The sequence below is a fragment of the Alteromonas mediterranea DE genome (assembly GCF_000020585.3).
GTDB classification, from domain to species: Bacteria; Pseudomonadota; Gammaproteobacteria; order Enterobacterales; family Alteromonadaceae; genus Alteromonas; species Alteromonas mediterranea.
Genome location: NC_011138.3, coordinates 86,173 through 111,018, shown reverse-complemented (window position 1 = coordinate 111,018; position 24,846 = coordinate 86,173). Strand labels below are relative to the sequence as shown.

The window sequence follows — 24,846 nt, the reverse complement described above, 5'->3', positions numbered from 1 at the left end:
GCAGTTTTCCCATCCGCTTTTTAACACGCTAATCATTATCACTAATTGAGTTTATAATAGCGGTTAAACCGTTTTTGAATTACATCGACCAACTTGAGTAGAACATGGCCCATAAAGTACGTTATAAGTTTAAAGGTGTGGCAAAAGAGATAAACTTTTCTTACAGCCGCCATCAAAATATGCATGAAGCCGTGGCTGATGCTGAGGGAATAGACCTTTCCCAGTTCCTGCAAACTGAACAGCAACTTGCCGCTATCAGTAAAGACAAAAAAACCGTAAGAAACTTCAGAGATACCGAATTTGTAAAAATGGGTTTTTCTGAATTGTACTTCTTAAAAAACGGTCAAGAATGATGGTTGAGCCCATGCAACACATACTAGACGTCTAAAATACTTTGCTTTTGGGGGTTAACGGTCAAATTTTAAAAAATGGTGGGCCCGATAGGGTTCGAATCTCTGACTCCGGCGCGCAAAGCCATCAATTAAATTTTCATGGTTTACCCTCAATCAACCCATGAAATACCTCAATCGCCCTATCAAAGCTTTCATCATTGTCGAAATAAAGCTGGCTTAGCCGGCTTTTCTTTATTTTGTAGGTGGCGCTGGCAAAGGCTAGCGCTTCTCTAAAGCTGCTAAATTCTTCATCGAATACGTTAAACACTTGGTGCTGGGGTTTTGCCACCCGCGTTATACTGCCGTTTACTTCATAGTTGAACCCAGCAAATTGAAGGCGCGAAAGGGTTTCTTTGCCTAAGCGCATGCCGCCTTTAAGGCTTATTTGAAATGCCGCGTCCATCTCTTCAATTTCTTCCATGCTCCAGTGGTTAAAAACCCTAATGGCCTTTTTGTACTTTTCTGCCAATCGCTTTTTTAGCACGGTAATTCTGGGTTCTAACGTGCCGTTGTTTTCATTCTTTAATAGGTCGAAGCATTCATTGCATGAAGGTACAGAGATGAAGTCGGCCTGTAAGTGCCCGCTTTGCCAATCGTGAATGAATGTTATGGGCGGGATAAAATCTTGCCGGGCCGCTTCGCAGCCGCAGTAAATACAGCGGTTAAAGTCAGCCGAATGTACCGCGTTTAGTGGTTCGTAGAATTTTTGATAATTCTTTACTGACATACTGCTACTTGGCTTAAACGTTAAGGCTAATGGAGCTAATTACGGTACCACAGCCAGTTTTTAGAAAAAGTAAATTGTGCGGGTTCATGAAACAAAAACGCCGCCAGTTGGCAGCGTTTTGCTTAACACATTTGTTATTAAAACCTACAGCCTAGAAGGCCTGCTGTGCGGGTCGCCTTCAATGTGGTCTTTCGGTTCCCGAGGTTTAGGTTTTGCCGCAATAGGCACGTCTTCTTCGGTTTCCTCTTCAATTTCCCAACTGCCCTCTTCGCTCCATGGGTCGTCGTCGGGGAATTCGCCTATGTTGATTTCTTTTATTGAATAATCGGGCTGATAACGCATGTCGTAGTTGGCCGCCCGTACTATGGCAATACACAGCATTAAAGCAACGGCGAGTAGCGGTACGCCCCCTATTATCGATGCGGTTTGTAGCGTTTCTAACCCGCCTACAAACATAAGTACTATGGGCATGAAGGATAGCGCAAAGGCCCAGAATAAACGGTTCCAGCGCAGTGGCTCTTCATCCACTTCTTTTTGCACTACGGCTGCCAGAATGTAAGAAATAGAATCGAACGTCGTAGCGGTGAATATAAGTGCCAACAGTGTAAACACAGCAATAACTAAGTAGTCTAGCGGCAGCGTATGCAGCATGGCAAAAATAGCCGCTGTTGGGCTTTGCTGGTTAAGTATGCTTACTACGTCAAGCTCGCCCGATAGCTGTAAATACAGGCCGTAATTGCCCATTACCATGAAGAATAAGAAGCATCCCATAGTACCGAAGAACATAGAGCCCGCCACCATAGTGCGAATGGTACGCCCACGTGAAATACGGGCAATAAATAAACCTACGCTTGGCGCGAACACTAGCCACCAAGCCCAGTAGAAAATGGTCCAGTCTTGTGGGAAGTGGGTGTCTTCAAAGCCGTTGAATTCGGCGAAGGGTTCTAGCCATGTGGCCATTTTTATGATGTTACTCATTACTCGGCCTAGGGCGTCTAGGCCGGTATTGGCCATAAATAAGGTTGGCCCAACAATGAAGATAAATAGCAGTAAGCCAACTGCCAGCCAAAAGTTAATGTCTGACAGCAGCTTAATGCCTTTTTTAAGGCCAACATACGCGCTATAGCCAAATATGGCGGTACAGGTTACAAGCACAATTACTTGGGTAGTCAGCGATTTAGGTACCCCGAAGAGTTCGTGTACCCCTTCGTTTATCATAGGTGCAGCCAAGCCAAGGGTAGTTGCCCCGCCGCCTAGCATGCCGAAGATAAAGCTGATATCGATAATTTTACCCAACCAGCCGTGGGCCATTTTCTCGCCGATGACCGGCATAAGCGCTTCGGATATTTTTAACACGCTGTGATTGCGCACGTAGTAGAAGTAGGCAATAGGCACGGCGGGAATAAGATAAATCGCCCACGCTAACGGCCCCCAGTGGAATATACCGTAGGCCGCGGCCCATTTAGCGGCCTCGGGGGTTTCGCCTTCTATGTGAAACGGTGGCGCTTGGTAGTAGTACACCCACTCAATCATCGACCAGTACAAGATAGACGCCCCAATGCCGGCACAAAACAGCATGGCAGCCCAGGATACAGGCGAGAACTCGGGCTTTTCTTCTGGCTCGCCCAGTTTAATTTGCCCAATATCACTGAACATGATGTAAACCATGAAGCCACCTGCGCCCACACCAAGCAATAGGTATAAAACGCCGAGCTTACTGGTAACAAAGTCTTTGGCCGTGGCTACCCACTGGGCGCCTTGGTCGGGCCAAATGATAAGGGGAAGAGTGACAGACAGAAGAAGAATAAGAGAGCCAAAAAAGGTAGGCTTGTCGATTACGCTAAATGCGCTTTCCTGTTCAGTGCTAGCCTTTGATGAGACTTCATCTCGGGTATTACTACTCATACACGATCCTTTGTTTTATTTTTATCGATGCCATTGTGCAATGAAGCTTTAAACGGGTAATCTTTTAAAACAGTTTATCAGAATAGTGTTGTATGTGTGGCGATGGTTACTTTTATGCGCATGCAGTTTAGGCGCGCTTAGTCGCTGCAATGTTATACGCAAGCCGCATTAGCGGCGTATCTTTTTTAGTACACGTTTCGGCTTACAGCGTTTTTTGAACTATGTGGCCCTCATCAAATACTGGCGTTATGGTATAGCGTATGGCATTTCGGCCATTAAGTGCCTTTAACGCTTGCAACATCCCTTGCGCGTATTCACTGTTATGTATTACCTCTAATTTCAGCATGTGCCGGCCTCCCGCGACTTGTTCGGCCTTGTTAAGATGCGCGCTCTCGCGGCTAAAGCCAAAACAGGTGGATACAGTAAAACCGCTCACACCATCAAACTGAATAAGGCAATCTACCACATCAGCTTCCATTTCTTTGTCGATAAACAACGTTAGTAGCTGGGATTTATCCATTTTGACGGCGCTCCAAATAATGATAGCCAATAGGTAAAAGATATAATGTGATAAGCGTTGATGAAATTAACCCGCCAATGACGACTATCGCTAGCGGCTTTTGAATTTCTGCACCAGGCCCAGATGCAAACGCCAAAGGTAATAAGCCAAACATTGCTGTGGTTGCGGTCATTAAAATAGGGCGTAAACGTGACACCGCTCCGTTTGCTACGCGCTCAGATAGCGATAACGACTGCCTTTTCAATGATTCGTAATGCGACACCATTACCACGCCGTTAAGCACTGCCACACCTAGTAGCGCTATAAAGCCCACTGAAGCTGGAACTGAAATGTATTCGCCGGTAATAAACAGTGCGTAAACGCCGCCCATTACTGCAAAAGGCACGTTAGCCATAACCAGTGCAGCCAGTTTTAGCGAACCAAAAATAGTAAACAGTATCAGTACAATAACTGCGATAACCAAGGGTATTACCGTAAGCAGGTTATTCGTCGCGCGTATTTGGTTTTCAAATTCGCCGCCGTACTCTATGGCATAGCCCGATGGTAAAGACACACTAGAACCAACAGCCTTTTGCGTTGATTCAACAAACCCCACCAAATCTCGGCCTTCAACGTTTGTGGTTACCACAGCAAAGCGCATAGCTTTCTCTCGTTCAATTACAGCAGGGCCCTGTGTGCGGGTAATGTTTGCGATATCAGAGAGCATTAGCTCTTGGCCCGAGGGCATAAGTACCATCATGCTGTTAAGTACATCTGGTGAAAGAATAGCTGCCTGCCCCTGCTCTAACTCACCAAAGTAGATTGGTGTACGCACTCTTCCCTTTATTACTTCTCCCACCTGAATGCCGGTAACCTGCATTTTCAGGTAGCGAGAAAGGGCCGCGTTAGTCATTCCAAATTCCATGGCTACGCCCGGTTTGGGAATAATGCTAAGAAAGTCACCGCCTTCAATTAGCGTGGCGTTTGTGTCTACTGCGCCCTCTTGCTTTCGCACAACGTTAGCCACGTTATTCGCAATATCCGACAGTGTTTGCATATCAGCACCAAAAATTTTGATGGCGACCATTCCTGTTGTGCCGGTTAGCATTTCAGACACACGCATTTGTATAGGCTGCGTAAACCCAACGTTTATACCCGGGTATGCCTGAAGCGATTCTCGTATGGACGCTTCCAGCGCTTGCTTATTGCTGAAGCGCCAGGTATCTGAAGGTGCAAGCTGCATAAAAACGTCGGTTTCATTTAAGCTCATGGGATCTAGCCCCAATTCGTCTGAGCCAGTTCGCGCCACAACTTGCTCTATCTCTGGAAACGACGCTAACAGCATGCGCTCTATTTGTTTGTCTATTTCAAGTGATGATGGGAGTGATATGGTTGGCGACTTTTCAAATTGCACAATAATATCGCCTTCATCCATAACCGGCATGAAGGTTTTGCCCGTTATCGAGAACAGAAGACCGCTTAAAACCAGTAAACTAAGTGCCACTATGCCTGTTAATTTAGCGTGATTGAGGACGAACGTTAAAGAGCGTCGATAGGCTAACTGAAGAGATTGCAAATACCCCGGTACCCCCCCGTCTTTGGACGAAAGTAAAAACGAAGCAACCACCGGAATAAGGGTAAATGCAGTGACCAGTGAGGCAATCATGGCGTAAACAATGGTGGTAGCTACCGGTGAAAACAGTTTACCTTCCAGCCCGGTTAACGTTAGAAGGGGCATGAAAACCACGATAACAATAACGGTGCCTGCAATTACTGGTACCGCCACCTCGCGGGTAGCACGGTACACCAAATGAAGGCGAGGTAACGGTTTATTCGCGCCAAGCTGCGATAGGGTATTTTCAACCACAACCACCGACGCATCTACCAGCATGCCAATTGCAATGACCAACCCGCCCAGGCTCATCAAGTTTGCTGTAATGCCCGTCATACTCATAGCAAGAAACGTAAGCAGCACAACAACAGGAATAACCAGCGCAACCACGAAAGACGCGCGCACATTGCCAAGAAACACAGCCAATACAACAATAACGATAAGTACAGCTTGTGTGAGCGCATTGGTTAGGGTGCCAACAGCGGTATCAATCAACGTTTTACGGTTGTAAAAAACGTTAAGCTCGGTCCCCTCTGGCAGCGTAGCTTTCAGCGCCTTTAGCTTTTCCATCACCCCTTCAACAACGCTGGCTGTGTTACTGTCTTTTAGCGCTACGATTAACGCTTGAGTAGTCTCTTCTCCGTTTCGGGTTACCCCGCCATAGCGCGTAAGGCTGCCAAGGGAGAGCGTACCGAGATCAGATAGCCTTACCGGCTGCCCGTCTACGTTGCCTACTACTAACTCCGCGAGCTCTTCAAGGCTTGTGGCGCGGCTTTGCGTTCTGATCACAAGTGAGTCGGCGCCTGCTCGCACTCGCCCAACGCTTCCATTCATATTGGCTTCGGCCAGAGCTGTTTCTAGTTGATTTAAACTAAACCCATAGGCAACTAAGCGCGATAAATCGGGCGCAAACTGAAATGTTCGAGTAAACCCGCCTAATACGTTCACATCGGCAACGCCGGCTACGGTACGAAGCACAGGGCGTATTTGCCAATCGAGAATATGCTTGCGTTCTTGCAGTGATAGGTTTGGGTTTTCTATGGTGAACATAAACATTTCAGACAACGGGGTACTCATAGGCGCGAGCCCGCCTTCGGCAATGGCTGGCAGCAAATCGGCCACGCTTGCTAAGCGTGCGCTTACTTGCTGCCTGGCCCAATATATATCTGTGCCTTGTTCAAAATCTAGCGTTATGGATGTAATGGCGTATTTCGTGGTTGAACGCAAAATGGTCTGATGTGGAATACCTAACAACTCGGTTTCTATGGGCTGGGTTATTTGCGCTTCTACTTCTTCTGCGGTCATGCCATTTGCTTTCATGATGACCTTAACTTGTGTTGGCGAAATATCAGGAAATGCATCGACAGGCAGATTCAACCAGGCGTTAATTCCAAAAGCAGTCAGCCCAATGAAAGCGCCAAGTACAAACAACCTCTGTACAAGCGAAAATTGTATAATCCGGGCTATCACTCCATCTCTCCCAGTCCAATAAGCACACCTTGCACTGCACTTACCGATGAGGAAAGCACAGGCTGGTTATTAAGCTGTGGCGTTGCTTTGATTAAGAGAGCGTCTGATCCACTTTGCCCAACTACCTCCACGGGTACAACGTTAAGCACGTTATCAGAGCGCACGAATACCGACGATTGGCCGTTCAGGTAAAACACGCTTTGTGCGGGAATTTTCAAAGCTTTAAGCTGAAAGTGACCGCTGACTTGGGCCCGCTGGCCTAATTTCAGGTTGCAGCTTTCAGGCAGTGTCTCAGACCACACTGAAGTAAGATACTCGTTAACTATTGCGTCTGTACGCGCAACTTGAACCTGGCAGTTCGCGGTTTCTATTGCTGATATTAGGCTTGCCTCATCAGCGCTTACCATAGTCTTAATTCTGAGTGAACTATTGCTGATTATGCTGCCTAGTCGCGTTGCTTCCGCGTCTTTCTCACCGTTTGCATATAAAAAAAAGCCTGCCTCTGGGGCAACCAAATATCCGATATCGTCATCTTCGTCTGACTCAAACATTTCAGCAAAATGGTCTAAGTGCCCCCAGGCAAGTTTTGCGTCGTAATAAGCTTGTGCGATAGAAAACCAGGTAGACTGTGATATGGCGTTCGCTTCAAATAAGGGCTTGTTCGCATTAAACCGTTTTTGGCTGATATGAAGCAACGCAGTTTTTGCTTTTAAATTTTCAGTAAAATGATGTACTTCACTGCCTTTTAGCATAGCTAACTTCTGCCCTTTGCTTACGGCTGAGCCATCGGCTACAAGATATTGCACCTGCTGCGGCGTCATTGGCGCCATAAGGTGTAATTGGGAGCCCGGAAAAGGCGCTACAATGCCCGTCGACACCGCCTTTTGCACGCTTTGTGACGGCGCTGCGTTGACGTAGGTTAAATTTAACTTTCCAAGGCTGTCGATTGGGACTTCGGTCTGAGCAATAGCTGACAGCAGAAACAAACTTGTGAAAACAAAGGTGAATAATTTCAAAGCGTAACTCCTGCGATTTGATTAACTTTTGATATTGCTTCAGCGCGACGTAGACGATTGAGAGACAGCGTTAGCTTAAGCTCCTGCTGGGCGATAAGTTGCTCTAGCCAAAATGTTTTGGGCAACACGCTACCCTGCTGTTGGTACAGGTCGGCGATCTCTACACCCAATTCAACCTGCTCCTCTAAATTGTTTGTAGCTTCAGTAAGATAGTTAACCTGTTGCAATGCGTCGTTGAGCTGCGTTTGTAGGCGTGTGTACGTTTCTGCCAATGCTTCGGTAAGTTCGTCGCGTGTTGCTTTCCATGAGGCATAATTGTTTGCAGAGTTGCCCTCGCCCATTGGCAGCGGAATATTAATACTGACACCAAGCAGATTCTCATTGCCCGCTGGTCCCCTAAGCTGCCTTGCTATAACGCCTAGCACCCAAGGAGAAAGTGATTGATCAGACTGCGCCAAGTTCATATCAATCTGAGATTGACTCAGGGTAAGTAGCCTTAATTCAGGGTGTGTTTGCAGTTTGTTCTCAAGATCACCAGCTAGGGCTTCGGTCACTTGCTCTGGTAATACATCAGTACCCGTGACTTGTCTGTATTGTTTCTGCGCCTTATCTAACGCCATTTGCGCTTTTTTCAACGCCAATTGCTGTGAAAGTTTTTCCTGCTGCCACCTCAATGAGGCGATACGGTCGAGCTCGCCAGTTTTTGCTAAGCTTGCTATTACACCGTCTAACGACGCAATCCACTCTTGCTTGCTTAAAAGCCCATCTACTTCGGCTTTTGCAAAGAGACGCTGCCACAGTGCCTCTCTTATTAAACCGCTTGTCATTAGCCTGAACCGCGTTTCCTGAAGGTTATCCAGCGCGTTGGTAATAGACAACTGCTGAGCGTCTAGCTCTCTGCCCGCAGGTGACCGAAAGGGAAAAAACACCCCTACCTCATATTCATCTGTACCGCCTTGTGTATTGCTTGGCAGTGCAATAAGCTGCAAAGAGGCTGGCCCTTGTAACCAACGATTGATACTTTTAACGTTATCCTGCAATTTTTCGGGGTTAACGTTATAGATTTGCTTTAAGCGCTGTGTAGTATTGTTGGTGATAGCACTTAACGTTTCAGCCGCCACGCTGCTGATTGAAAATAAGCTCGACACGAGAAAACTTAAAAGGATGAACAGATAACGGGTATTCATAAGCAGACGCCAGAGAAACTAATACCTCTAGTATTCTCCTTTATATGTCTCATCGTCATTAGACATATGTCCCATAAAGCCCTAACTTACTGTTTTTAAAGAAAATGAAAGATAAAGTAATTACTAGCCTTTTATTGCTCATCATGTTTTTAAACTTCAGAGATGTCATGGTCGATTTGTCACTGAATGTGCCTACTTCACACATTATCGAAGAATCGATGATTGTGTTACTTGCGGGTTTGATGGCTGTCTATCTTATCTTTGATATGCGTAAACGCACCCGAAAAACAAAGCTGTTACTCGCCGAGCTCAATACCGCCACTGCACGATTGAGCTCTATGAATAACAAGCTGCGAAATGTGAAAGCGCAATACTTGCACGAGGTCGAAAATCAGTTCAATGATTGGAGCTTAACCCCGAGCGAAAAAGAGGTAGCCTTATTCATGTTAAAAGGCTTAAGCACGCAAGAAATTGCAGCGGCAAGAAATACAAAAGAGAAAACCGTTAGACAACAAGCATCGGCAGTTTACGCAAAGTCTCAACTTGAAGGGCGCTATGCACTAGCCGCTTGGTTTTTTGAAGATATTCTTCAACAAGAAGATAAAGCGGCATAGCTCTTTGAATAAAGACAAACCCAATTGTTGAATGAGCCGATAGTTCGGGCGTAGAAGCAGACTTCTAGGTTTGAGCGAGGCTGAGCCAGTCCGTTATTTAAGTTTATTATTACAACCGGTCTCAATTTTCAATGTCTATATCAGTGTAGGCCTATTTCCGACGTTATTATCAATAAGTTGTTTTTTATGTTTATGAGTATTTCAATAGGCCCAATTGCCCTAACAGTTGACTCTCTTCTAACTATAGTAAGTGTTATTTCACTATGGTTGCTAACTGCTTTTTTCACTCGCAAGGCATCATACAAATCGTTTGCTACTGATACCTTATTTTATAGTTTATTTACAGGGTTGTTCGCCGCTAGAGTCGCGTTTGTTATTGCCATGTGGGAGGTGTACCAGCACGACTGGCTATCAGCAATTGATATACGAGACGGTGGTTTTAACCAATCAATAGGTTGGTTTGCAGGGGTGTGCATCATGTTATTTAGAAGCAAAAAGTACAGCCAACTGTTTTCTATATACATAAAATCGGCAGCTATTACGGCTGTTGCAGTTTTCCCTTTTTTTGTTTTTAACTCAATGCTAAGCAATCAAAGAACGATTGAAACTATCAACGTTTACAATGCTGACGGTACACCCATCGAGTTAGTTTTAAACAATAACAAGCCTACCGTTATAAACTTTTGGGCGTCGTGGTGCCCGCCTTGTAGGCGAGAAATGCCAATGTTGGAATACGCGCAAAAAAACGATGTAAACATAGAGTATATTTTTGTAAATCAGGGAGAAGCGCCGAGTAAAGTACGACAATTTTTGGGCAAACAAAAAATTGATTTGAAAAATACATATTTTGATTTTACTGGCAGCACAGCAAAAGAGTTAGGCGCCTTCGGGCTTCCCACCACCTTATTTTTTAATGCCGGCGGTAAATTGGTTGACAGCCATATGGGCGAATTGTCCGAGGCAAGCCTTCAATATTACTTAGACCCCTTACGAAAAAAAGCTATCAACAGCAGTGATTAAGCGGAAGCCTGGCAACTATAAGCCAAGGCTTCCATTTCGCTATACTAGTACGTTAAGTTCTTAAAATTGCTATTTAGTAAGCGCTCTGCAACCTCAACGGGTTTAGCAACGGTAATTCCTTCTATTAGTGCATTGTCAGAACCCGGTTTATTAGGAAGATAAAGCGGGCAAAGCTCTACTTTTGCGCCTAACTGGATTAACTTTTTAAGCATCATTGACGGTGAGGCGTCCATTGGCTTCATCGGCTTCGTTACAGTACTGCGTAGCGCCAAATTACCCGCAGGACCACATAATGTAATATGTGCCTCTTTCCCATGTGTCTTTATCGTTTGAAGCGATAGCACCATCGCCATCATCTGAGCCTGTTCATTTTCTGATGTAATGACTACCGCTAGACCGTCAACCAAGTTGGTCTCTTTTGCCTCAGCGAGGCCTGAAACGCTAGCTAAGAGCGCTCCAACAACAAGTGCTTTTAAAAATTTTGTCATCATTTCATTCCTAATTAATTTCATTAAACGATTAATCCGATGAAGCTATTCAAAAAAATATATTAGAAAAACCTCATAACTCACTATACATTAAATGTGTAAATTAAATACACCTTTAAACAAAAGAGAGCTTAATCATGACGACAGAAATTCAAAACAACGTAACTTTCCCGCAACTTAACCGCCCTGCACCTGACTTTTGTGCTAAGACAACGCACGGTCAAAAGTCACTTTCTGATTACAAAGGCAAGTGGTTGGTACTTTTCTCTCACCCTGCTGATTTCACGCCAGTATGTACTACTGAATTCATCGGTTTTGCTAATGCGGCTGACAAGTTTGCTTCACTTAATACTGAGCTACTTGGCCTTTCTATCGACAGCACGCATTCGCACATTGCTTGGGTTCGCAACATTAAAGAGAAGTTTGGCGTAACTATTCCTTTCCCAATCATTGCTGATTTGTCGATGGAAGTAGCGAAGGCTTACGGCATGGTTCAGCCTGGAGCGAGCGACACGTCTGCGGTTCGAGCAACTTTCATTATCGACCCAGAAGGTATTCTTCGCGCTATGGTTTATTACCCAATGAGCAATGGCCGAGCAATTAATGAATTCGTAAGATTGGTTGAAGCACTACAAACCAGCGATGCAAACAGCTGTGCTACCCCTGAAAACTGGAAGGTTGGTGATGAAGTTATTGTTCCACCTCCTCACACTATCGAAGATGCTGAAGGTCGTGAGTCTGCGGGCTACAACTATGTCGACTGGTACTTCTGTAAAAAAGCGCTGTAAGTAAAACGCTTTTATTGGTGGCATGAAAGCATGCCACCCAACTCTGAATTTAGGAGATCACCATGAATATTGAAATTACTTCATTCTTAGATAATGACAGTGAAACTTTTACCTATGTAGTCGAAGATAAAGCTTCTTCAAAAGCGGTAATCATCGACCCTGTATTAGATTTTGACTATAGCGCGGGCCGCGTACATACCGCCAGTGCACAGAAAATTGCAGACTTTGTAGATGAACGAGGCTTGTTAGTAGAATGGGTTTTGGAAACCCATGCCCATGCTGATCACTTATCAGCCGCACCATTTTTCAAACGCAAATATAACGCGCAAATTGGTATAGGCGCGCGCATTACTGAAGTACAGAAAATATTTAAAGCGCTGTTTAATTTAGAGAAAGAGTTTCTGCCTAACGGTGCTCAGTTCGATAGATTATTTGAAGAGGGTGACACTCTTGAAGTGGGTAACATGCGCTTTGAGGTTATGCATGTACCTGGGCACACACCAGCAGATATTGCCTACTTACTTAATAACGAATCGGTATTTGTAGGTGACACAATGTTTATGCCTGATGTAGGCACCGCACGATGTGATTTCCCTGGTGGCAGTGCAACTACCCTGTACGATTCAATACATCGCATTTTGGCATTACCTGAAGAAACCAATATCTACGTTTGCCATGATTACCCTACAAAACACCGCACTCATGAAAGCAAAGTAACGGTTGGCGAGCAGCGCGAATACAACATTCACGTTAAAGATGGCGTTTCAAAGGATGAATTTGTAAAAATGCGTGAAACTCGAGATGCGACTTTAAGTATGCCTAGACTCATTTTGCCTTCTATTCAAGTTAACGTGAGAGCAGGCGAGTTACCACCACCAGAGAGCAATGACGTTAGCTACATCAAAGTACCCATTAACCAACTGTGAGGTGAATGATGAAAACACCAAAAGTATTCATTAGCGAAGTGAAAGCTGCGGTTGAGGAAGTAACGGTAGACGATTTAATGGTGGCACTAACCCAACCGGACGTTATTTTGATTGATGTTAGGGAAAGTGAGGAATACCAACACGGTCACATTAATGGCTCGGTGAACTTTCCTAGAGGCATGCTTGAAGCAAAAATATGTAGCCACCCACTTCTTGCACACCACTGCGAGGAGCAGGATGCGATTAATGACCTAGCACAGCGCAGTGTTTACCTAATTTGTAAGACAGGCGGCCGGTCTGCGTTGGCGGCTAAATCGTTAACTGATATGGGCCATAAGTATGTATTTTCTGTTGCCGGAGGTATGGATGAGTGGCAACGTAAACAACTGACATTAAGCCATTAAACCGAAAGACGGTGATAGGCAATCAAACCACCCGTTATGTCTATACACAGATGACCTATGCGTTTTAGCTTACTCGCTGTAAGCCGTTAATTACTTAAACATTAATTATTGTTAAGATACGAGCATTAAAAGTACATTTTAAATATACATTTAAGAAAGGGGAGCGTAAAATGCTCGCCATCTACCCTACATAGGGTGAATTTATAACCTGATTGCGTTTATCTCTAAAGAGGCCTGCATTATGGAATTAGATCCTCTCGTACTGTCGAGAATACAGTTTGCATTTGTGGTGTGTTTCCATGCCATATTCCCAGTGTTTACTATTGGTCTGGCGAGTACCATCGCGGGATTTGAAACACTTTATTTTAAGACTGAAAACCCAATTTGGCAACGTTTGTCAAAATTTTGGATACAGGTTTTCGCCGTTGTTTTCGGCATAGGCGTGGTTTCCGGTATTGTTATGTCGTTCCAGTTTGGCACAAACTGGAGTAACTTCTCGTATGCCACGGCTAACTTTTTAGGGCCTGTGCTAAGTTACGAAGTCATTACGGCTTTCTTCCTAGAAGCGGCGTTTCTTGGCGTTCTACTTTTTGGTCGAGAAAAAGTACCGCAAGGGGTACACCTTTTTGCCGCTATCATGGTGGCAACAGGAACGTTTATCTCTTCATTTTGGATATTGTCAGCCAACTCACTGCTGCAAACCCCAGACGGCTTGGAGCTTATCGACGGCATTTACCACGTAAAATCTTGGGCTGATGCACTATTCACAGCATCTTTCGGATATCGCTTTACGCACATGGCCTTAGCTTCATTCCTTACTGCCGCGCTCGTTGTAGCAGGCGTTAGTGCATGGTTCATTTTGCAAAAACGTGAACTAGAAGCGAATAAAAAAGCGCTGTCTGTAGCGTTATGGTTCTTATTGTTCCTTGCTCCACTTCAAACGGTTATTGGAGACTTCCACGGTTTAAACACCATGAAACACCAGCCTACAAAAGTTGCGGCGATGGAAGGTAACTGGGAGACAAGTACAGGTGTTCCTCTACTGCTTTTTGCTATTCCAGACAAAGAAGCACAAACCAATCATTTTGAATTGAAAATTCCTAAGTTAGCCAGCTTCATACTCACTCACGACTGGGATGGTGAAGTGCCGGGGTTAAAGGCGGTACCTAAAGAGGAACAACCTCCTGTGTTTGTTGTGTTTTGGTCGTTCAGGGTCATGGTTGGACTTGGATTGCTGATGGTATTGTTCGGCGTATGGGGGCTTGTATACAGGAAAGGCGGCAAAATTTATACATCGCCCGTTTTCTTACAAGGCCTTAGATTGATGAGCATAAGCCCGTTCTTTGCGGTACTGGCAGGCTGGATTGTCACTGAGGCTGGAAGAGCACCTTGGCTTATATACGGCCAAATGACTCATGCAGAAGGGTTAACGCCTTCGCTGACCGGTGGCATGGCACTGTTCTCGTTAATTGGATATGTAGTGGTATATGCTTTGGTATTCAGCGCTGGTATTTACTACTTGCTTAAGGTGTTCAAAGGCGGCCTAGAAAAAGCAAACGCCTCTCATGAAATGGATGAAGTAGAACGTCCAGCTCGCCCATTTTCTGCTGGCCACGTGGCTATTGATGGAGACTTATAAAAATGGAACCAACATTTGATTTGACCTTAATTTGGGCTGGCATCATTGGTTTCGGGATCATGATGTACGTGCTAATGGATGGCTTTGACTTAGGCCAAGGCATTTTGTACCCCTTCGCACCCGACGAACAAGCACGTGATAAAATGATGAACTCTGTCGCCCCTGTGTGGGATGGCAACGAGACTTGGCTTGTTTTGGGAGGCGCAGGGTTGCTTGCGGCCTTCCCTCTGGTTTACTCAGTCTTTTTACCGGCCCTTTATATTGGCGTATTTTTAATGCTGGCTGGCCTCATATTCAGAGGCGTTGCATTTGAATTCAGGTTTAAAGCAAAAACGTCAAAATACCTATGGAGCTGGTCATTTTCTGTAGGTTCATTTGTTGCCTCTTTTGCACAGGGTGCGGTAGTAGGCGCTTACATTCAAGGTTTTGAAACTGAAGGTTTTGTTTACTCAGGTGGCCCCCTTGATTGGTTAACGCCGTTTACCGTATTAACAGGTCTTGGTCTTGTTGTAGGCTATGCGCTTCTTGGCAGCACTTGGCTTATCATGAAAACAGACGGTGCGGTACAACAATGGGCATATAAAATTACGCCTAAATTGCTTATCGCATTGCTTGTTGTATTTGGTGTAGTGTCTTTCTATACGCCTTATGTAGATAGCACAGCAATGGTCAGATGGTTTGAAGGTTTTAGTATTATTTGGGCACTTCCGGTATTGGTATTATGGTGTGCCTATGTAGTATTTCGTTCGGTTAAAAAGCAACAAGATGGTATGCCTTTCGTTGCCACAATGGGTATATTCTTGTTCAGCTACCTTGGTTTATTAGTTAGTAAATGGCCTTACATTGTTCCACCAAACTTTACTATTTACGACGCCGCGTCTTCTTATAATTCACAACTTTTCTTGTTGTTGGGCTTCTTATTTGTTATTCCCATTGTATTAGCCTACACCAGCTGGACTTATTGGGTATTTAGAGGAAAAGTAGGCGACGCTGGTTATCATTAATCATGACTAGTAGTACCCGAAGCGCGCCTGACAACAAAGCTGTATCAGGCGCGCAGTTTTTAAAAGAGCAAGTAGCCAGCCAACGCTCCCTTTTGAATCAATCAGTGTTTTTTGGTTCGATAGGGTCAGTGCTTATGATAGTGCAGTGGCTGTTAGTTGCGCTTATTGCACATGATACGCTTGTAAACCAATCCTCTCTTAGTGATTTGTCTGGCTATTGGCTGCTTCTTTTAGTTGTTAGTGTTGTAAAACCACTATTCACATGGAAGCAAACTAACCTTGCACAAGACGCAAGTGCCAATGTAAGAAACCATTTAAGGAATACACTGCTTAAACAGTGGAATGCCACCAGCCCTGTTGCACTACAAAGCCTATCTAATGGCGCCTTAGCGTCGCAATGGGTTGAAGATATCGAATCTACTGACGGCTATTTTTCTCGCTATTGGCCTCAGCAAATGCTTGCTGTGATAACCCCTCTACTCATTCTTGTTACTGTTGCCTATTTGAATTGGCTTTGCGCCATTTTGCTCTTAGTATCCGCGCCTCTCATTCCTCTTTTCATGATTTTGGTTGGCATGGGCGCTGAGCATGTGAACGAAAAGTATGCGTTGTTACGCCAACGTTTAGCCGGGCACTTTCTCGACCGTGTCGCAAACCTTTCAACTATTGCGCTTTTAGGCGCGCAAAAAAATATGTCTGATGAGGTTGCTAAGCGTGGTGACACTTATCGTAACGTTGTTATGAAAACACTTAAGCTAGCGTTTCTTTCTTCAACGGTACTGGAGTTTTTCACCAGCGTAGCCATTGCAAGCCTTGCTATTTATATTGGTTTTTCACTTTACGGGGCAATTAATTGGGGGCCTGCACAGTCGTTAACGCTGTTTTCAGGGCTTGGTATTTTACTGCTTGCACCCGAATTTTTTAAGCCATTGCGCACGCTATCGACTTACTATCACGACAGAGCCTGCGCTTTAGGCGCCGCCAATAATATAATGTCTTCACTGCAACACTTGGAAGAACAACAAGTGCTATTAGGCTGCAGCGATGGCAGACACGTTATAGCTTCAAGTGATGTAACGCGCTTGATGTTTAAAGACACCGTTATTGGGTACAGCGGCAATAAACAGAAAATGTCTGCCCTTAACTTTTCGTTTTCCGGGCGAGGTTTACTGGTTTTTTCTGGCGAATCGGGGTGTGGTAAAACCACCCTTCTCAACACCATTGCAGGTTATTTACACCCAATGTCGGGCAGTGTTGAACTAGCACTTAAAGAAGTGCACTCCATTGCCTATTTGCCTCAGAAAGCATGGATTAAAAACGCTACCGTTCGAGAGAATTTATCCGTCACCGCCGCCTTCGCATCAGATGAAGATATGTTAAGGGTTCTTGAAAGACTTGAATTGTCAGATGAGCTTCTAACACATCATAACGGGCTAGACACCGTGATAGGTGAGCATGGGCAAGGGTTATCTGGAGGACAAATGCAGCGTATTGCGCTAGCGAGAGTACTGTTAAACCCACCCGAACTTATTTTACTTGATGAGCCCACGGCAAGCTTAGACTTAAAAAGTAGGCTCGTAATTACTGGCGTTTTAGACGAGCTTAAAAGCCGCGCCCTTGTAGTGGTTGCAACACATGACAGCGACCTTATAGCAAAAACCAGTAATCATTTTGACTTAACCAATAAGGCCTAACGGTTATATGAAGTTTTGGTTTTCAATTATCTTTAAGAATGAGCGTAAACGCCTGCTAATTGGGCTCTTTTGGTCGTTTTTTACCATGCTTTCTGGCGTGGGGTTACTGGCGCTTTCCGGTTGGCTCATTACTGCCACGGCGTTAGCTGGAATAGCCATAGGTGCGGGTTTAATTGTAAAGCTTGATATGTATATGCCGGGCTCTGGGATCCGCTATTTTGCCCTTAGTCGGACCATTGGCCGATATATTGAAAGACTATACAATCACGATACTATTCTGAGGCTAATTGCGACATATCGCGTCACGATATTTAATGCGCTCTCCCGTAGGCCTCTTCACGATGTAAGGCAAACGTCTGACAGCGAGTGGCTAAGCCGGCTCACATCAGACTTAGATGCCCTTGATAGCATATTAATTCGTTACACCATTCCAACTCTAGCCACAGGGCTTCTTTTAGGTGTGGTAAGCCTTTTTTTGTGCTTCATATGGTTTGAGTTTGGTGTTGTTTTTATAATTGCTTCAACGCTAGCCTGGTTACTTCTTATACTGTTTTCAATACGGCAAACTAAAAGCGCCGCCTCGCAAGCCATTTCGCACTTAAATCACACGAGAGAAACCTTGATTAGCCATCTTAAGGGCGCATTTGTGCTCAATAGCCAGCATTTGATGAGTCATCATTCAGGTGACACTACGAGAGCACTCTCGCTATTTGAACAACATCACAATAATCTGCAAAAACGTATTGCTCGAATTCAGGTGGTAACCGATTCAATATTTGCTATTGCCCTTGTAGCTACGCTTTATGCCAGCCTATGGGCTGTAAACCACCACATTATTGAGGGGCCAACAGCTATCATGTTGGCACTTTTGTTTGTCGGTGTAGCTGAGCTTTTACAGACTACACCAGAACAGTTCAGTACATGGGGAAAAACCGACTATGCAAGTAAGCGCCTATCAACGTTGGCCAGTGAAAGCAATGTAAGTAATAACACTGATATCGCGGCGATAAGCGAAGTGCGTTGCACGGTAAGTAATCACCCACATATTCCCGCGAGTGCGTTACGCAACATAAGCTTTAATCTGATTGATACGACCCCTTTTTTAATCACAGGCCGCTCTGGTTCTGGCAAGTCAACCTTGGCCAAGCTTATGTTCAAGCTTGTACCGTTAGATAAATCGAACGCTAGCGTAATGATAAATAATATATCTGTACAAAATATTTCGTCAGACAGCTTGTATCGCCACTGTGCCTATCTAGAGCAAACCTCTTCATTACTGTCTGGCAGTTTGTACTACAACTTAACATTGGGTCTTGAAAGCATAGAAGACAGTAGAGTGTTCGATGTACTTTCGCTAGTAGAGCTACAAGCGTGGGCTGATTCGCTTCCCGAGGGATTGAATACCTGGTTAGGTGAAGGTGGAGCAAAGGTCTCAGGTGGACAAGCAAGACGCATTTGTTTGGCTAGGTTATTACTTAGAAACCCAGAGCTTATTGTATTAGATGAGCCGTTTAATGGCCTAGATAGCGCTATGGCAGAGCGTATTTTCATGCGTATATTGCCTTGGCTTACGGCACGAAAATCTATTGTTTTACTTCATGAAGTGCCCTTGTTTATCGAGCAGCAAAGTATTGATTACCATTCACTTAATGTGGATTTATCAGCAGCGTAAAATTTGAGGCGCCGTTTATTTAACGAATGCTGGCGCCTATGCGTTCATTATCCTGTCTCGCTGTTAACGTATGAAGCGGCAAGCAAAAAGGATAAGTTAAAAGTCGAAACCAACAGCCAAACCAGCAACCTTTGAACTTCCAACGCCCTCATGATAATCAAAATGAAATTGCGGCGAAAAGGTATACCCGCTATATCGAAATTCATACAAGGCACCTAGTCGTGAAACAAAGAACTCATGTTCAGAGGTGTACTCGTAGCCGGGGCCTACCTGAATAATAAACTGATCGGTGAGATGTATATCTGCCACTGCAAGCGCAGTTAGTGCGTCTAATGAGCCAAATGCGTACTCCACTACACTACCTAAACCTAATAACGGTGAAACTCTGTATTCGTAATCGATACCAACTGTTTCACCGTTGCCATGTTCAGAAAAATCCGTATGACCGATAAATAACGAGATATGATTAGGACTATGTTCATGCTCTGACGCGTTTGTAGAGAACGCCTGAACAGACAATATCAGTAACAAGAAACCGTACATTAAAGCTAAGCGGTGTGAATTTAGGCGTATCGTTTTCATATGGCTTACCCTTGTGTGATGTTCCGCATAGTTTAGTTATTGCAAACGCGCGACTGTGCGTGTGGTGAAAGTCTTTTTATTCATTACTGGCATCTTGAATCCGCCTGCTTAAAAGCCAGCCTGCGGCATAAAGACCCACTGAGAAAATAAAATGGGATAACAGTACTTTCGACTGAAGCATGGCAGGGTTTGGTGTATGCAAGCCTGCAACGCCGTATCCCATTCCTGGATACATAAGGAAAAAAGGAATACTGCAAGTGGCAAAACCCACAATAAAAGCCGGCATGAACGATGGTTTTTGAATCCACCTTAAACCTGTAAACACAAGCATAAGAAGCGCAAACCCGACGCCAATCGCATAGTGGCCAAACCACCCCAGCAGTAATTCACCCTTTCGCGGCTCTGCGGTTTTAATTGATTCATGGGAAAATACGCCGTCTGTCATATAAATAACCCATCGCCCAATAAATTCATACCGCGTTAGTGGCTTATCTAGGACGATGTGTTGCAGATAGTTCACAGCGTCTAAAAAGGCGGTTGCTGCTACACCGAGCACTATTGATAAGATTAAGAGTGTGGTTCTGTCATCTTTGTTTGCTAAAGTGATGCTCATGGTCAATTACCTAAGTTGAGCCGACAGGCTAAGCTGAATATTCCTGCCCATGCCTGATGCATCTGACCCAAAAATAACGCTCATAGGCCCACGTACTACATCAATTCTATAGGCATTAACGGGGTCAACGGTTGGTGCATGTCTAATTCCAAACTGTTGAAAGTCCTGAGGCACACCATCATGCAACACTCGCACGCGGTTACCGGTTAAGCCTCTTACAACTGGCTCTCCCGCTTGCCCGCCTGCACTTACCGTATCCACTCCGGCCATATGTGAAATTGAAAAAACGCCACCTTTAAGAGGTGGCCAGGTAGTTTCGACCATATCCAAACTGGAAAAGACATGAAGTATCTTGTAATGAGTTAAGCGATATCCAATTTTGAACTTCGCTAACTCACTACGCCTCTATAATATATATTTGAAATACACATTACAATATTAAATAAAGAATTATTTATATTTTTGCTTTTAGTTTTAAAAATTGGAGGAGTGTGAGAGATAGGAACAAGCAGCATTTTATTTAGCATCGCCCTTTGATAAGCGGTGCTTACGTAAAACTCAAGTGCAGTCCATTTTCTAAAATAAAAAAGCTCTAGCCTTTCTAACGGGCTAAAGCTTCCTGTCGAATTTAATGACGAGTTACTTATTTATATGCTGAGTTTCAGGCTTAGCCAGCCACTCTCTGCCTTTCAGCATGCCTTCCCAATAAATGGGTGGAAGCAACTTTTCTTTTAAATACCATGCCAGGCGCGACGGTTTCGTGCCATCCAATACCCACGTCGGCATACTGTTAAGAATTTTCCCGCCATAGCCGAATTCGGCCAATATCACTTTGCCTCGCTCTACAGTAAGCGGGCAGCTGCCATAACCGTTGTATATGGCTTTATCTGTTTGTACACCACGCTCGTAAAGCAAGTTGTTGGCAACCACCGGGGCCTGCATACGCGCCGCAGCAGCTGTTTTAGCATTAGGAGCGTTTATTGCGTCGCCAAGGGCAAAGATATTGGGGAACGACTTGTGCTGTAGCGTTGACTGGTCGACATCAATCCAGCCATTAGCATCTACAATAGGGCTGACTTTAATGAAGTCAGGCGGTGATTGCGGCGGTACGGCGTGTAGCATATCGAACTCTGTTTCGACAAGCGGTGCATCAGGCTCTGCCACTTTTTTAAATGATGCCACTTTTGCTTTGCCATCAACCTTTACCAACTGGTGTTCAAAGTTAAGGTTTGCGTGGTACTTCTTAATGTATTCCATAAGTGCAGGCACGTATTCTTTTACACCAAAAAGTACGGCACCCGTGTTGTAGAACTCAACGTTAATATCGTTTAACACGCCTTCTTTAAACCAGTGGTCGCACGACATATACATGGCTTTTTGCGGCGCACCTGCACACTTAATTGGCATTGGCGGCTGTGTAAATACGGCCTTTCCCTTTTTAAGGTTTTTTACTAATTCCCATGTATACGGCGCCAAGTCAAAACGGTAGTTTGACGTCACACCATTTTCACCTAGGGTTTCGCTTAAGCCTTCCACTTTATTCCAATCTAGCTTAATGCCGGGGCAAACCACCAAGTGTTCATATTTAATGGTGCGACAGCCGTCTACCACAATCATGTTTTCTTTTGGCGCAAAGGCCGCTACGCCGGCTTTTATCCATTTAACATTATTAGGAATGACAGATGCCACAGTGCGCACCGTGTCGTTGGCGTTAAATACGCCCCCGCCTACTAGCGTCCAGCCAGGCTGGTAGTAGTGCACTTCGTTAGGCTCTACTATGGCAATATCTAAATCTGGGCATCGCGATTTCAAACTTGATGCTACAGCAACACCACCCGCGCCCGCCCCTACTATCACTACAGCATGAGAGTGATCGGCATGATCACTGGGCGTTTCGCCGCCGTTTTTTAGGCGTCGCACTACCCCGCTTAGGTCGTAGCCGGCTTTTTGTGAAAGACCGAGTATCTCTTCATAAGAAAGGGTTTTGGTTGCGGTCATTGCCCATAGCGTAATAGAGCGCGTGCCTGTTCTGCAGTAGGCAAATACCGGGCCTTCTAACTTTTGTAAGTTCGCTTCAAATTTTATTGCGTCTTGCTGAGTTACTTTTCCGCTAACTACTGGCTGATACACGCAGGGCATGCCCAATGAGGATGCTTTTGCTTCTATTTCAGCAAAGGTGGGCTGGTCTGCACCTTCACCGTCAGGGCGGTTACAAATAATAGATTTGAACCCTGCTGCTTTTATTGCCTCAAGCTCATCCACTGAGATTTGAGGGCAGACAGATAGCTGTTGTGTTACGTTGGCGTATTGCATAACTCACCCCTTCAAATGGCATTTACAGGAATTTTAATGAACTGCTTACCGCCTTCAGATTTCTCGCCAAACTGGCCGTTTCGAAGGTTTGCTTGAATAGCGGGTAACAGTAGTTTGGGTACCGCAAGGGTTGCATCTCTTGCCTCGCGTTTTTCCACATATTCCTGAAGCGTAACTTCTGGGCGAATTTGCTTGTTCGTTTCCTTGGCTTCTTTGATAGATACTGTTGATAGCGGCGCTGTACCTTCTTTGGGATAGTCGTGACCAAGATAAACAGTGGTGTCGTCAGGCAGGGTGAAGAAGCGCTGAATGGTGTTGTAAAGTTGCTCTGCACTGCCACCCGGGAAGTCGCATCGTGCTGTACCTAAGTTGGGGGCAAACATGGTGTCGCCCACAAATATTTTGCCGTCTACTAAGAAGCTTGCACAGGCTGGGGTATGCCCCGGCGTATGCCATACTGTCACTTCATATTCGCCGATATTGAACGTGTCGCCTTCTTCGAACAGCACATCAAACTGACTGCCATCGCTTGGCGTGTCGTTGGCCGTTTCAAATACATCTAGCCAGGTATTTAGCACCGTTTTAATACCTGAGCCAATACCAATTTTGCCGCCAATTTTAGACTTTAAGTAGTGCGCAGCCGTAATGTGGTCGGCGTGTACGTGGGTTTCTAGAATCCACTTATTAGTAAGCTGTTTTTGGTTGATGAAGTCGATAACCTTGTCGGCGCTTTCCATTGACGCGCGACCCGAAAAGATATCGTAGTCAGCAACCGAGTCTATCACGCCACACTCTTTGGAAGCGGGGTCGAATAGCACGTAGGTAAACGTGGCCGTTTTGTTATCGTAAAATGTTTCAACGTTCATGGGTGTTCTCCTAAAGAAGCTCTTTGGTCATGATAAAAACGGCAATAACTAGAGTGAAAAATGCAAAGAACTTCTGCAAAGCTGCACCATCTAGTTTTCCCGCTACCTTCGTGGAGACTGCCATCCCAATAAACGTGGCTACCAACATAAGCGGCAGCAAAGGCATCTCCAATTGAATTCCGGTTTGTAGGTCGCCTACGAAGCCAAGCAACGACTTTAAGGCGATAATGAATAAAGACGCGCCCACCGCGTTTTTCATGGGCATGCCTAAAATAAGTACCAAGGCGGGTATGATAAGAAAGCCACCGCCTGCGCCGAGTATGCCGGTAACAACACCCACTACTGCGCCTTCAATAACTATCAGCCCAATGTTGGGTTGTTTTTTCTCAATGACCTGTGTTGCTGGCGTCGATTTGCTATAAGCCTTTTTCAACATCATGGCAGCCGAGGCCAACATCAGTGCAGCAAACAGCACCATGATGCCCAGGTTCTTATCTATGGTTAGCGATTGAAAAGAAATAGTTTCGGGAATGGCGGGCATTAGGTAGGCCCTTGAAAGATAAACAGCAATGATGGAAGGCACGGCAAATAAAATAGACGCTTTAACGTCTACTAGACCTTCTTTGAAATACCTTACCGCGCCGAATGCGGCTGTGGCACCCACAATAAGCAAAGAATAGCCGGTAGCTATATCAGGCGTAACGCCCATTAAGTAAACGAGGATAGGCACGGTGAGGATAGAACCCCCTCCGCCTATTACGCCTAAAACCATTCCCATAAGAACAGCAGCGATGTAGCCAAGAATAATCATATCGACACCTTATTTCATTTTGATATATAATAGAACAAAATATACATTAAAGTATATTCTAAATATATATTTAATTTTCGGGGTGCTGTAAAATTGCTAGATTACGTTAATCGTTTTTTTAGATATCCCATGAAAATCAATACTTTTACCAATTTAGCGTTTCGCGTTTTGATCTATCTCGCGCTACGCAAAAACCAAACTGTAAAGACAAGTGAAATAGCAGACGCGTACTTTGTGTCTTTCAATCACTTAAAAAAGGTCATCACTTTGCTAATTGACCAGGGATATATCATTGGTACGAAAGGGCGCGGTGGCGGCATTCGGTTGGCGAAAGAAGCCAACCTAATAAACATAGGCGAGGTTTTTAGATTAACTATTGAAGATGTAGCGTTAGCTGAGTGTTTTGCATCACCAACGAATAAATGTGTTATTTCGCCCACATGTCGCTTGAAGACAATTCTTCAGGACGCTGCGGATAAATTTATAAGCGAGCTTGATCAATTTACGCTTCATGATTTGGTAAAAGACAGAGAAGGTGCATTAGCGATGCACCTTGCCATCGATTTTATAGAAGTTGAGTAGAAGTTTTTTAAGGCTTCTATTT

Annotated in this window: 24 protein-coding genes; 11 read left to right on the top strand and 13 right to left on the bottom strand. The window is 44.8% G+C overall.

Annotated elements, in window-relative coordinates:
* Positions 1-104 precede the first annotated feature (104 nt).
* Complete coding sequence (locus MADE_RS00530) at positions 105-353, top strand: DUF2960 family protein (protein WP_012516628.1); 249 nt, start codon at positions 105-107, stop codon at positions 351-353.
* Positions 354-489: 136 nt separating this feature from the next.
* On the opposite strand, the gene MADE_RS00525 is transcribed toward MADE_RS00530, so the two are convergent.
* From MADE_RS00525 to MADE_RS00500, 6 genes are all read right to left on the bottom strand, one after another.
* On the bottom strand, positions 490-1,119 hold the full coding sequence (locus MADE_RS00525) for a hypothetical protein (protein WP_012516627.1): 630 nt from the start codon (positions 1,117-1,119) through the stop codon (positions 490-492).
* 144 nt (positions 1,120-1,263) lie between these two features.
* On the bottom strand, positions 1,264-3,024 hold the full coding sequence (locus MADE_RS00520; RefSeq protein WP_012516626.1) for a BCCT family transporter: 1,761 nt from the start codon (positions 3,022-3,024) through the stop codon (positions 1,264-1,266).
* Positions 3,025-3,226: 202 nt separating this feature from the next.
* Positions 3,227-3,544, bottom strand: a complete 318-nt coding sequence (locus MADE_RS00515) for a DUF3240 family protein (RefSeq protein ID WP_012516625.1) — start codon at positions 3,542-3,544, stop codon at positions 3,227-3,229.
* Positions 3,537-6,605 carry an efflux RND transporter permease subunit gene (locus tag MADE_RS00510; RefSeq protein WP_012516624.1) on the bottom strand — a complete coding sequence of 1,023 codons (3,069 nt, stop codon included), beginning with the start codon at positions 6,603-6,605 and terminating at the stop codon, positions 3,537-3,539. The genes MADE_RS00515 and MADE_RS00510 overlap by 8 nt, the downstream gene beginning before the upstream one ends.
* Complete coding sequence (locus MADE_RS00505) at positions 6,602-7,621, bottom strand: efflux RND transporter periplasmic adaptor subunit (protein WP_012516623.1); 1,020 nt, start codon at positions 7,619-7,621, stop codon at positions 6,602-6,604. The genes MADE_RS00510 and MADE_RS00505 overlap by 4 nt, the downstream gene beginning before the upstream one ends.
* Positions 7,618-8,808 carry a TolC family protein gene (locus MADE_RS00500; protein WP_012516622.1) on the bottom strand — a complete coding sequence of 397 codons (1,191 nt, stop codon included), beginning with the start codon at positions 8,806-8,808 and terminating at the stop codon, positions 7,618-7,620. The genes MADE_RS00505 and MADE_RS00500 overlap by 4 nt, the downstream gene beginning before the upstream one ends.
* A gap of 104 nt (positions 8,809-8,912) precedes the next feature.
* Here MADE_RS00500 and MADE_RS00495 point away from each other — a divergent pair, with 104 nt between their 5' ends.
* A complete protein-coding gene (locus MADE_RS00495; RefSeq protein ID WP_012516621.1) occupies positions 8,913-9,422 on the top strand; it encodes a helix-turn-helix transcriptional regulator in 510 nt (169 codons plus the stop codon).
* Positions 9,423-9,614: 192 nt separating this feature from the next.
* On the top strand, positions 9,615-10,442 hold the full coding sequence (locus MADE_RS00490) for a TlpA disulfide reductase family protein (protein ID WP_232363091.1): 828 nt from the start codon (positions 9,615-9,617) through the stop codon (positions 10,440-10,442).
* A gap of 44 nt (positions 10,443-10,486) precedes the next feature.
* On the opposite strand, the gene MADE_RS00485 is transcribed toward MADE_RS00490, so the two are convergent.
* Entirely contained in the window at positions 10,487-10,933 is a 447-nt protein-coding gene (locus MADE_RS00485) for a hypothetical protein (RefSeq protein ID WP_232363090.1), read from the bottom strand.
* 134 nt (positions 10,934-11,067) lie between these two features.
* On the opposite strand from MADE_RS00485, the gene MADE_RS00480 reads away from it, so the two are divergent.
* The 7 genes from MADE_RS00480 (at position 11,068) to MADE_RS00450 (ending at position 19,057) form a co-directional block, all read left to right on the top strand.
* The gene (locus MADE_RS00480) at positions 11,068-11,718 is read left to right on the top strand and encodes a peroxiredoxin (RefSeq protein WP_012516618.1); all 651 of its coding nucleotides are present in this window, start codon (positions 11,068-11,070) and stop codon (positions 11,716-11,718) included.
* A gap of 62 nt (positions 11,719-11,780) precedes the next feature.
* Entirely contained in the window at positions 11,781-12,644 is an 864-nt protein-coding gene (locus MADE_RS00475) for an MBL fold metallo-hydrolase (RefSeq protein WP_012516617.1), read from the top strand.
* An 8-nt stretch (positions 12,645-12,652) separates the two neighbouring features.
* The gene (locus MADE_RS00470; RefSeq protein ID WP_012516616.1) at positions 12,653-13,048 is read left to right on the top strand and encodes a rhodanese-like domain-containing protein; all 396 of its coding nucleotides are present in this window, start codon (positions 12,653-12,655) and stop codon (positions 13,046-13,048) included.
* A gap of 241 nt (positions 13,049-13,289) precedes the next feature.
* Positions 13,290-14,687, top strand: a complete 1,398-nt coding sequence (locus MADE_RS00465) for a cytochrome ubiquinol oxidase subunit I (RefSeq protein WP_012516615.1) — start codon at positions 13,290-13,292, stop codon at positions 14,685-14,687.
* 2 nt (positions 14,688-14,689) lie between these two features.
* Entirely contained in the window at positions 14,690-15,691 is a 1,002-nt protein-coding gene (gene cydB / locus MADE_RS00460; protein WP_012516614.1) for a cytochrome d ubiquinol oxidase subunit II, read from the top strand.
* Positions 15,692-15,693: 2 nt separating this feature from the next.
* Entirely contained in the window at positions 15,694-17,385 is a 1,692-nt protein-coding gene (gene cydD / locus MADE_RS00455; protein ID WP_012516613.1) for a thiol reductant ABC exporter subunit CydD, read from the top strand.
* Between the two features lie 7 nt (positions 17,386-17,392).
* A complete protein-coding gene (locus MADE_RS00450) occupies positions 17,393-19,057 on the top strand; it encodes an amino acid ABC transporter ATP-binding/permease protein (RefSeq protein WP_012516612.1) in 1,665 nt (554 codons plus the stop codon).
* Between the two features lie 96 nt (positions 19,058-19,153).
* Here MADE_RS00450 and MADE_RS00445 read toward each other — a convergent pair whose 3' ends face one another.
* The 6 genes from MADE_RS00445 to MADE_RS00420 form a co-directional block, all read right to left on the bottom strand.
* Entirely contained in the window at positions 19,154-19,639 is a 486-nt protein-coding gene (locus MADE_RS00445) for a hypothetical protein (RefSeq protein WP_012516611.1), read from the bottom strand.
* Between the two features lie 76 nt (positions 19,640-19,715).
* Positions 19,716-20,252 carry a DUF2938 family protein gene (locus MADE_RS00440; RefSeq protein ID WP_012516610.1) on the bottom strand — a complete coding sequence of 179 codons (537 nt, stop codon included), beginning with the start codon at positions 20,250-20,252 and terminating at the stop codon, positions 19,716-19,718.
* A gap of 6 nt (positions 20,253-20,258) precedes the next feature.
* Positions 20,259-20,576 carry a TonB-dependent receptor plug domain-containing protein gene (locus tag MADE_RS00435; RefSeq protein WP_023559473.1) on the bottom strand — a complete coding sequence of 106 codons (318 nt, stop codon included), beginning with the start codon at positions 20,574-20,576 and terminating at the stop codon, positions 20,259-20,261.
* A 315-nt stretch (positions 20,577-20,891) separates the two neighbouring features.
* Positions 20,892-22,565 carry a bifunctional protein tyrosine phosphatase family protein/NAD(P)/FAD-dependent oxidoreductase gene (locus MADE_RS00430; protein ID WP_012516608.1) on the bottom strand — a complete coding sequence of 558 codons (1,674 nt, stop codon included), beginning with the start codon at positions 22,563-22,565 and terminating at the stop codon, positions 20,892-20,894.
* An 11-nt stretch (positions 22,566-22,576) separates the two neighbouring features.
* Positions 22,577-23,431 (bottom strand): MBL fold metallo-hydrolase, encoded by an 855-nt coding sequence (locus tag MADE_RS00425; protein ID WP_012516607.1) that lies wholly within the window; start codon positions 23,429-23,431, stop codon positions 22,577-22,579.
* Positions 23,432-23,441: 10 nt separating this feature from the next.
* Positions 23,442-24,242 (bottom strand): sulfite exporter TauE/SafE family protein, encoded by an 801-nt coding sequence (locus tag MADE_RS00420; RefSeq protein ID WP_012516606.1) that lies wholly within the window; start codon positions 24,240-24,242, stop codon positions 23,442-23,444.
* Between the two features lie 129 nt (positions 24,243-24,371).
* Here MADE_RS00420 and MADE_RS00415 point away from each other — a divergent pair, with 129 nt between their 5' ends.
* On the top strand, positions 24,372-24,824 hold the full coding sequence (locus tag MADE_RS00415; RefSeq protein WP_012516605.1) for an RrF2 family transcriptional regulator: 453 nt from the start codon (positions 24,372-24,374) through the stop codon (positions 24,822-24,824).
* Positions 24,825-24,846: the final 22 nt, after the last annotated feature.

Excerpts from the sequence above, each read along its gene's own strand:
- MADE_RS00530 (WP_012516628.1), top strand. The coding sequence starts at position 105 with ATGGCCCATAAAGTACGTTATAAGTTTAAAGGTGTGGCAAAAGAGATA.
- MADE_RS00525 (WP_012516627.1), bottom strand. The coding sequence starts at position 1,119 with ATGTCAGTAAAGAATTATCAAAAATTCTACGAACCACTAAACGCGGTA.
- MADE_RS00520 (WP_012516626.1), bottom strand. The coding sequence starts at position 3,024 with ATGAGTAGTAATACCCGAGATGAAGTCTCATCAAAGGCTAGCACTGAA.
- MADE_RS00515 (WP_012516625.1), bottom strand. The coding sequence starts at position 3,544 with ATGGATAAATCCCAGCTACTAACGTTGTTTATCGACAAAGAAATGGAA.
- MADE_RS00500 (WP_012516622.1), bottom strand. The coding sequence starts at position 8,808 with ATGAATACCCGTTATCTGTTCATCCTTTTAAGTTTTCTCGTGTCGAGC.
- MADE_RS00495 (WP_012516621.1), top strand. The coding sequence starts at position 8,913 with ATGAAAGATAAAGTAATTACTAGCCTTTTATTGCTCATCATGTTTTTA.
- MADE_RS00490 (WP_232363091.1), top strand. The coding sequence starts at position 9,615 with ATGAGTATTTCAATAGGCCCAATTGCCCTAACAGTTGACTCTCTTCTA.
- MADE_RS00485 (WP_232363090.1), bottom strand. The coding sequence starts at position 10,933 with ATGATGACAAAATTTTTAAAAGCACTTGTTGTTGGAGCGCTCTTAGCT.
- MADE_RS00480 (WP_012516618.1), top strand. The coding sequence starts at position 11,068 with ATGACGACAGAAATTCAAAACAACGTAACTTTCCCGCAACTTAACCGC.
- MADE_RS00475 (WP_012516617.1), top strand. The coding sequence starts at position 11,781 with ATGAATATTGAAATTACTTCATTCTTAGATAATGACAGTGAAACTTTT.
- MADE_RS00470 (WP_012516616.1), top strand. The coding sequence starts at position 12,653 with ATGAAAACACCAAAAGTATTCATTAGCGAAGTGAAAGCTGCGGTTGAG.
- MADE_RS00465 (WP_012516615.1), top strand. The coding sequence starts at position 13,290 with ATGGAATTAGATCCTCTCGTACTGTCGAGAATACAGTTTGCATTTGTG.
- cydB (WP_012516614.1), top strand. The coding sequence starts at position 14,690 with ATGGAACCAACATTTGATTTGACCTTAATTTGGGCTGGCATCATTGGT.
- cydD (WP_012516613.1), top strand. The coding sequence starts at position 15,694 with ATGACTAGTAGTACCCGAAGCGCGCCTGACAACAAAGCTGTATCAGGC.
- MADE_RS00450 (WP_012516612.1), top strand. The coding sequence starts at position 17,393 with ATGAAGTTTTGGTTTTCAATTATCTTTAAGAATGAGCGTAAACGCCTG.
- MADE_RS00445 (WP_012516611.1), bottom strand. The coding sequence starts at position 19,639 with ATGAAAACGATACGCCTAAATTCACACCGCTTAGCTTTAATGTACGGT.
- MADE_RS00440 (WP_012516610.1), bottom strand. The coding sequence starts at position 20,252 with ATGAGCATCACTTTAGCAAACAAAGATGACAGAACCACACTCTTAATC.
- MADE_RS00435 (WP_023559473.1), bottom strand. The coding sequence starts at position 20,576 with ATGGTCGAAACTACCTGGCCACCTCTTAAAGGTGGCGTTTTTTCAATT.
- MADE_RS00430 (WP_012516608.1), bottom strand. The coding sequence starts at position 22,565 with ATGCAATACGCCAACGTAACACAACAGCTATCTGTCTGCCCTCAAATC.
- MADE_RS00425 (WP_012516607.1), bottom strand. The coding sequence starts at position 23,431 with ATGAACGTTGAAACATTTTACGATAACAAAACGGCCACGTTTACCTAC.
- MADE_RS00420 (WP_012516606.1), bottom strand. The coding sequence starts at position 24,242 with ATGATTATTCTTGGCTACATCGCTGCTGTTCTTATGGGAATGGTTTTA.
- MADE_RS00415 (WP_012516605.1), top strand. The coding sequence starts at position 24,372 with ATGAAAATCAATACTTTTACCAATTTAGCGTTTCGCGTTTTGATCTAT.